The following is a 6,050-nucleotide window of genomic DNA, read 5'->3' as shown; positions in this document are numbered from 1 at the left end:
GGCACGCTGTTGAGTTCTCAAGGAACGGACGCTTCCTTTGTACTCACTCCAGCCATTCGGCTGAGGCTTTCCTCCGGGCGCTTCCCTTCGGTGTTCCCGACTCTATCAGATCTTTCCGATCCGATTTCCTCGGTGCTTTCCGGGAGAACGCTTTTCGGCGTTTTCCTTTCCGGCGATTCCGACTCTATCAGACTCTTTCAGGGCCTGACCCCCAGTCAGCGGGGTTTGTCTTTGCGGCTGTTGGGCCGTTCCGACGAGTGAGACTTTAGCGGACTCCTTGCCGTCCCGCTAATCGGGACGGCGCTCTTATCGAACGCGGATTCCTCATTCCGAAAAGCACATGCCAAGAGACCGATGACGGATCATCGCTACTCGATGGGTGGAGACGGAATGGCTGTCCGGGGACCGACCGGAGTCGGCGCTCACGTCGGACAGCTCGGAGAACACTACGTACGGGGTCGAGGAGTGTCAAATCCGGGGCGGGGGCTGCTGCCGTCGGTCCGGCCGTCGACCAGGGCGTCGGCCAGGGGGGTGCGGTAGTAGAGGACCGAGCGACCCGCCCGGCGGCGTTCCAGGAGACGGGCGTCGAGGAGCACCTTGAGATGGCGGCCCACGGTGCCGAGGGCCTGGCCGGTGAGGGCGACCAGGTGGGTGGTGCTCTTGGGGGTGTCGAGCAGGGTGAGGACGTGGGCGCGCACCGGGCCCAGGAGGCGGACCAGGGCGGCGGGTGCGGGAGCGGTCCCGTCGCCGCCGGGGTGGGACGGGGTGAGGAGGGGGCCGGTGCAGGGATAGGTGACGGCGTGGGTGCGGTCGTTCCAGGAGACCCAGCCGTGGTCGGTGGTGACGGGGACGAAGAGGAGCTGGGTGCCGGTGAGGTCGCGGGGCGGGTACTCGTACACGTTGATCTGGAGGCGGCCGGCGCCGAGCCAGCGCATTCCGGGGCGCAGACCGTTCAGTGCGGTGGCCCAGCCGCCCCGGGTGAGGTGTTGGAGGCGGGCGATGACGTCGGCTTCGAGGACGCTGCGGCGGTGCGGCCAGGTGGGGAGGACAGTGCGGGTCCAGACCCAGTGGAGCAGGTCGGCGGTGCGTTCAGGCAGGTCGGGGCGGTCGAGGGTGGGGGGCAGGGGGCCGGGGATGGAGCGGGTGAGGTGGGCGCGGGCCGCTGCGGGGTCGGCGCTGCGGACGTCGTCCAGTTCGGTCTCGAAGGTGCTCGTCGCTTCGTCGGTGGGGGTGTGCTCGCCGGTCGGGGCGGGGGTGAGGAAGTCGGCGAGCCAGTAGCGGCCGAGGGCGGCCCGGACCAGCTGGGCGGTGACGGGGTCGGCGGCGAGACGGCGCCGGTAGGCGGGGCGGTGGGCGGCGAGCCAGGCGCGGTCGCCGGGGTGGGTGGCGGTGCCGCGTTCCAGGCTCATCAGCGCGGCGGTGGTCTCGCTGAGCGGGGAGACCACGAAGCGGCTCGCGGCCAGGGTGTCCGTGGTGACGTGCCACCAGCCCATGGGTGCTTGCTCCTCGGTCGCGCGGTGCTCCCGGTTCGAGGGTGTCGTTTCGCCTGGGGGCGAAAGAGTAAGGGTTGGGGGGAGGGGCTGCCCAGACTCCGGGGATGCGGACCTATCGGGAGTTGTTCGGGGCGCCGGAGTTCGCGCCGTTGTTCTGGAGCACCACCTTGCACACGGCGGCGGCGACGGTGAGCGGACTGGCGTTGGGGGTGCTGGTCTACGGGGCGACGGGCTCGCCGTTGCTGGCGGCGCTGAGCATGTTCGGGGCGTCGTTGGCGCAGGTGCTGGGGGCCGCGCTGCTGATGTCGGCGGCGGACCGGGTGCCGCCGCGGGGCGCGCTGACGGGACTGGCGACGCTGTTCGGGGTGGGGACGGCGGTGCAGGCCGTGCCGGGGATGCCGGTGTGGGCGCTGTTCGTGGTCCTGTCGGGGTTGGGGACGGCGGCGGCGCTCGGCGGCGGGGTGCGGTACGGGTTGCTGAACGAGGTCCTCGCGCGGGACGGGTTCCTGCTGGGGCGGTCGGTGCTGAACATGGTCACCGGGCTGGCGCAGGTCGTCGGTTTCGCGGCGGGCGGGGTGTTGGTGACGGTGTTGTCGCCGCGCGGGACGTTGCTGTTGGGGGCGGTGCTGTACCTGGGGTCGGCGGTGGTGGCGCGGTGCGGGTTGCGGGCGCGGGCGCCGCGGGTGGCGGGGCGGGCTTCAGTGGCCGAGACGTGGCGGACGAACCGGTTCCTGTGGTCGTCGCGGGCCCGTAGGTGCACGTACCTCGCGCTGTGGTTGCCGAACGGGTTGGTCGTGGGGTGCGAGGCGTTGTTCGTCCCGTACGACCCGGGCCGTGCGGGGTGGCTGTTCGCGTGCGCGGCGCTGGGGATGTTCGTCGGGGACGCGGTGGCCGGGCGGTGGGTGCCGCCCCGGTGGCGGGCGCGGATCGACCTGCCGTTGCGGTTGTTGCTGGCGGTGCCGTACGCGGTGTTCCTGTTCGGGCCGCCGTTCGTGGTGGCGTTGGTGGCGGTGACGCTGGCGTCCGTGGGCTTCGCGGCGACGCTGTTGTTGCAGGAGCGGCTGATGGCGCTGACCCCGGAGGCGATGGGAGGGCAGGCGCTAGGGCTGCACGGGGCGGGGATGATGACGGCGCAGGGGGTGTGCGCGGGGCTCGCGGGGGCCCTGGCCGAGTGGACTTCGCCGGCCGTCGCGATGGGGGTGCTGGCCTCGGCGTCGGTGGTGGTGACGGTGGCCCTGGTGCCGGGTCTGCGCGGGAGCCCGGGCGGGGTCGGGACTCCGGGCGGGGCGGTGAGCTCGGGCGGCACCGGGAATCCGGGCGGCACGGGGACTGCGAACGGAGCCGGGGATGTGGCCGGGGCGCGGGTGGCCGGTGACGGGGTCGGCTGACGGGGCGGTGGTCGGCCGCCGTCGCGGCGCCGTCTCGTGGGGGCGCCGGGGTGGTGGGCCGTCTCGTGGGGGCCCGGGGGCGACGGTCGGCCGGTCGGGGGGTGACCCGGGGCGGGACCTGCTGTTCAGGGGTGCTCGGTGGTCAGGTGCTGGTGCCGGAGGCGAGTTCGCGGCTGCGGTCGCGGGCCGCTTCGAGGGCGGCGATCAGGGCGGCGCGCACCCCGTGGTTCTCCAGCTCGCGGATGGCGTTGATCGTCGTACCGGCGGGTGAGGTGACGTTCTCGCGGAGCTTGACGGGGTGTTCGCCGCTGTCGCGGAGCATCACGGCGGCGCCGATCGCGGCCTGCACGATCAGGTCGTGGGCCTTGTCCCGGGGCAGGCCGAGGAGGATGCCCGCATCGGTCATCGCCTCGACCAGGTAGTAGAAGTACGCGGGTCCGGAGCCGGAGAGGGCCGTGGCCGCGTCCTGCTGGCCCTCGGGGACGCGGAGGGTCTTGCCGACCGCGCCGAAGATCTCCTCGGCGTGCGCGAGGTGCTGGGCGGTGGCGTGGGTGCCGGCGGAGATCACGGACATCGCCTCGTCCACCAGGGCGGGGGTGTTCGTCATGACGCGGACCACGGGGGTGCCCTCGGGGAGGCGCTCCTCGAAGAAGGTGGTCGGGATGCCCGCGGCGCCGCTGATCACCAGCCGGTCCGCGGGCAGGTGGGGGGCGAGTTCTTCGAGGAGGGCGCCCATGTCCTGGGGCTTCACCGTCAGGATCAGGGTGTCGGCGCTCTTGGCGGCCTCCTGGTTGCTGACGGGGGTGACTCCGTAACGGGTCCGGAGTTCTTCGGCGCGTTCCGGGCGGCGGGCCGTGACGAGGAGGTCGGCGGGCGGCCAGCCGGACCGGATGACGCCGCTGAGCAGGGCCTCGCCGATCTTTCCGGTGCCGAGGACTGCGACTTTCTGGGGCATGACGGGGCCTTCCGCAGGGTCGTTCGTTGCCGGTCATCCTCGCAGAGGGGGTGCGGCGGGCCGTGTCGAGGAGGTCGGCGGGTGGTCCGTCAGGCGGTGCGGCGGCGGAGGGTCGCCGCGCCGAGGGCGAGGACGAGGAGGGCGCAGCCGGCGACGACGCCGACGTCCCGGAGGAAGGCGTCGGTGACCTCGGGGTGCCTCAGGACCTCGTTCATGCCGTCGACCGCGTAGGACATGGGGAGCACCTGGGAGACGGCCTCCAGGACGGGTTGCATCTCCGTGCGGGGGGCGAACAGTCCGCACAGCAGGAGCTGGGGGAAGATCACGGCCGGCATGAACTGGACGGCCTGGAACTCGGAGGCCGCGAACGCCGAGACGAACAGGCCGAGCGCGGTGCCGAGGAGGGCGTCGAGGAGCGCGACGAGCAGCAGCAGCCAGGCGGAGCCGACCACGTCGAGCCCCAGGGCCCACAGGGCGAGGCCGGTGGCGAGGGCGGACTGCACGACGGCGACGGCGCCGAAGGCGAGGGCGTAACCCGCGATGAGGTCGGCCTTGGCCATGGGCATCGCGAGGAGCCGTTCGAGGGTGCCGGAGGTGCGCTCGCGCAGGGTCGCGATGGAGGTCACCAGGAACATGGTGATCAGCGGGAAGATGCCGAGGAGTGCGGCTCCGATGGAGTCGAAGGTGCGGGGGCTGCCGTCGAAGACGTAGCGGAGCAGGAACAGCATCAGGCAGGGCACCAGCAGCATCAGGGCGATCGACCGGCGGTCGTGGCGGAGTTGGCGCAGGACGCGGGCGGCGGTGGCGCGGGTGCGGTGGACGTTCACGGGGCTCACTCTCCGTGGGTGGCGGGGCGGATCAGGGGGCGGGCTGCGGGACGGCGGGGTCGACCAGGGCGAGGAAGGCGGCTTCGGCGGAGTCGGTGCCGGTCTGCTGGCGCAGGGCGGCGGGGGTGTCGTCGGCGAGGAGGTGGCCGTCGCGCAGGAGGAGGAGGCGGTGGCAGCGTTCGGCCTCGTCCATCACGTGGGAGGAGACCAGGATCGTGGCGCGGCGTTCGGTGGCGAGTCGGTGGAAGAGGTCCCACAGGTCGCGGCGGAGCACGGGGTCGAGGCCGACGGTCGGTTCGTCGAGGACGAGGAGTTCCGGGGTGCCGAGGAGGGCCACGGCGAGCGAGACCCGGCTGCGTTGGCCGCCGGAGAGCCGCCCGGCGAGGTCGTCGGCGTGCGAGGTGAGGGCGACGTCGGCGAGGGCGCGGGCGACGTGCTGGCGGCGGCGTTCGGCCGCGGAGGGGGCGGGGTCGAGGACGGCTGCGAAGTAGTCGAGGTTCTGACGGACGCTCAGGTCGTCGTAGACGGACGGGGCCTGGGTGACGTAGCCGACGCGGGGGCGCAGCGGTGGGGCGCCGGCGGGGTGGCCGAGGACGTCGAGGGTGCCGGTGACCTTGGCCTGGGTGCCGACGACGGCCCGCATCAGGGTGGATTTGCCGCAGCCCGAGGGGCCGAGGAGGCCGGTGATCTGGCCGCGGGGGACGGTGAAGGTGAGGTCGTGCAGAACGGTGCGGGCGCCCCGGACGACCCGGAGGGATTCCGCGCGGACGGCGGGGGGCTCCTCCGCGCTTTTATTCATCATGTGATGAATACTGCTCCTGGCGGTGGTGCCCGTCAAGCGCTGCGGCGGAATCCGGGGGCGCTCAGGCGCGCCGGCGCTTGGCCGGATGGCCCGCCCGGCGTGCGGTGCGGCGTTCGTACCGGGCGCGTTGCGTCTCGTACTCCGCGCGCAGTCGTTTTTCGCCGGGGGCCTCGGTGAGGGAGCGCAGGAAGTACGCCAGTAGGCCGCCGAGGAATCCGATGGTCCGTACGCCGCGTCCCGCGGCGGGGTCGGCGGCCTCGGTCGCGGCCTGGCCCTGGGCTGGGGGCGGGGCCTGGGTGAAGCCGTCCCAGGTGCGGCGGAAGGCGAGTGCCGAGCAGACCGTGAACATCAGGATGACCGCCACGTTCACGAAGGGGCCCACGCGGGCGGCGGCCATGCCCTCGTAGGCGAAGCGCAGGACGAGGGCGCCGGCGGCCGTGGCGGCGAGGGAGGCGGTGGTCGCGGTGATGCGGCGGGCCGCGTAGTGCTGGTCGTGGTGCAGCCAGGCGGTGCCGAAGAAGCGGAGGGGGGCGGGCTGGGGGCCCGCGGGTGCGGTCGGGGGCTCGCTCACGGGGTGAGTATCCC

Annotated in this window: 7 protein-coding genes; 2 read left to right on the top strand and 5 right to left on the bottom strand. The window is 72.9% G+C overall.

What is annotated here, in order from left to right:
• Window positions 1–261 (top strand): hypothetical protein (locus ACFYOU_RS32005; RefSeq protein ID WP_391310608.1); only part of this gene is annotated, 261 nt, incomplete at its 5' end.
• Between the two features lie 185 nt (window positions 262–446).
• On the opposite strand, the gene ACFYOU_RS32000 is transcribed toward ACFYOU_RS32005, so the two are convergent.
• Entirely contained in the window at window positions 447–1,493 is a 1,047-nt protein-coding gene (locus ACFYOU_RS32000; RefSeq protein WP_391310606.1) for a transcriptional regulator, read from the bottom strand.
• 104 nt (window positions 1,494–1,597) lie between these two features.
• Between ACFYOU_RS32000 and ACFYOU_RS31995 the strand changes: the two genes are divergently transcribed.
• Window positions 1,598–2,881 carry an MFS transporter gene (locus tag ACFYOU_RS31995; protein ID WP_391310603.1) on the top strand — a complete coding sequence of 428 codons (1,284 nt, stop codon included), beginning with the start codon at window positions 1,598–1,600 and terminating at the stop codon, window positions 2,879–2,881.
• A 142-nt stretch (window positions 2,882–3,023) separates the two neighbouring features.
• On the opposite strand, the gene proC is transcribed toward ACFYOU_RS31995, so the two are convergent.
• The 4 genes from proC to ACFYOU_RS31975 all read right to left on the bottom strand — a co-directional run bounded on the left by proC (window position 3,024) and on the right by ACFYOU_RS31975 (window position 6,036).
• Window positions 3,024–3,836 (bottom strand): pyrroline-5-carboxylate reductase, encoded by an 813-nt coding sequence (gene proC / locus ACFYOU_RS31990; protein ID WP_391310601.1) that lies wholly within the window; start codon window positions 3,834–3,836, stop codon window positions 3,024–3,026.
• A gap of 89 nt (window positions 3,837–3,925) precedes the next feature.
• Window positions 3,926–4,663, bottom strand: coding sequence for an ABC transporter permease (locus ACFYOU_RS31985; protein ID WP_391310599.1), 738 nt, complete (start codon window positions 4,661–4,663; stop codon window positions 3,926–3,928).
• 31 nt (window positions 4,664–4,694) lie between these two features.
• Window positions 4,695–5,465, bottom strand: coding sequence for an ATP-binding cassette domain-containing protein (locus ACFYOU_RS31980; protein WP_391310597.1), 771 nt, complete (start codon window positions 5,463–5,465; stop codon window positions 4,695–4,697).
• A 61-nt stretch (window positions 5,466–5,526) separates the two neighbouring features.
• Window positions 5,527–6,036 carry an EamA/RhaT family transporter gene (locus ACFYOU_RS31975; protein WP_391310595.1) on the bottom strand — a complete coding sequence of 170 codons (510 nt, stop codon included), beginning with the start codon at window positions 6,034–6,036 and terminating at the stop codon, window positions 5,527–5,529.
• Window positions 6,037–6,050 lie beyond the last annotated feature (14 nt).

Source organism: Streptomyces sp. NPDC005955 (assembly GCF_042871255.1).
Classification (GTDB): Bacteria; Actinomycetota; Actinomycetes; order Streptomycetales; family Streptomycetaceae; genus Streptomyces.
The sequence above is the reverse complement of the archived record's forward strand: the minus strand, read 5'-3'. Positions and strand labels throughout refer to the sequence as shown.

Bases quoted from the DNA above. Each gene is read 5' to 3' on its own strand.
- ACFYOU_RS31995 (WP_391310603.1), top strand. From the start codon at position 1,598: ATGCGGACCTATCGGGAGTTGTTCGGGGCGCCGGAGTTCGCGCCGTTG.
- ACFYOU_RS31980 (WP_391310597.1), bottom strand. From the start codon at position 5,465: ATGATGAATAAAAGCGCGGAGGAGCCCCCCGCCGTCCGCGCGGAATCC.
- ACFYOU_RS32000 (WP_391310606.1), bottom strand. From the start codon at position 1,493: ATGGGCTGGTGGCACGTCACCACGGACACCCTGGCCGCGAGCCGCTTC.
- proC (WP_391310601.1), bottom strand. From the start codon at position 3,836: ATGCCCCAGAAAGTCGCAGTCCTCGGCACCGGAAAGATCGGCGAGGCC.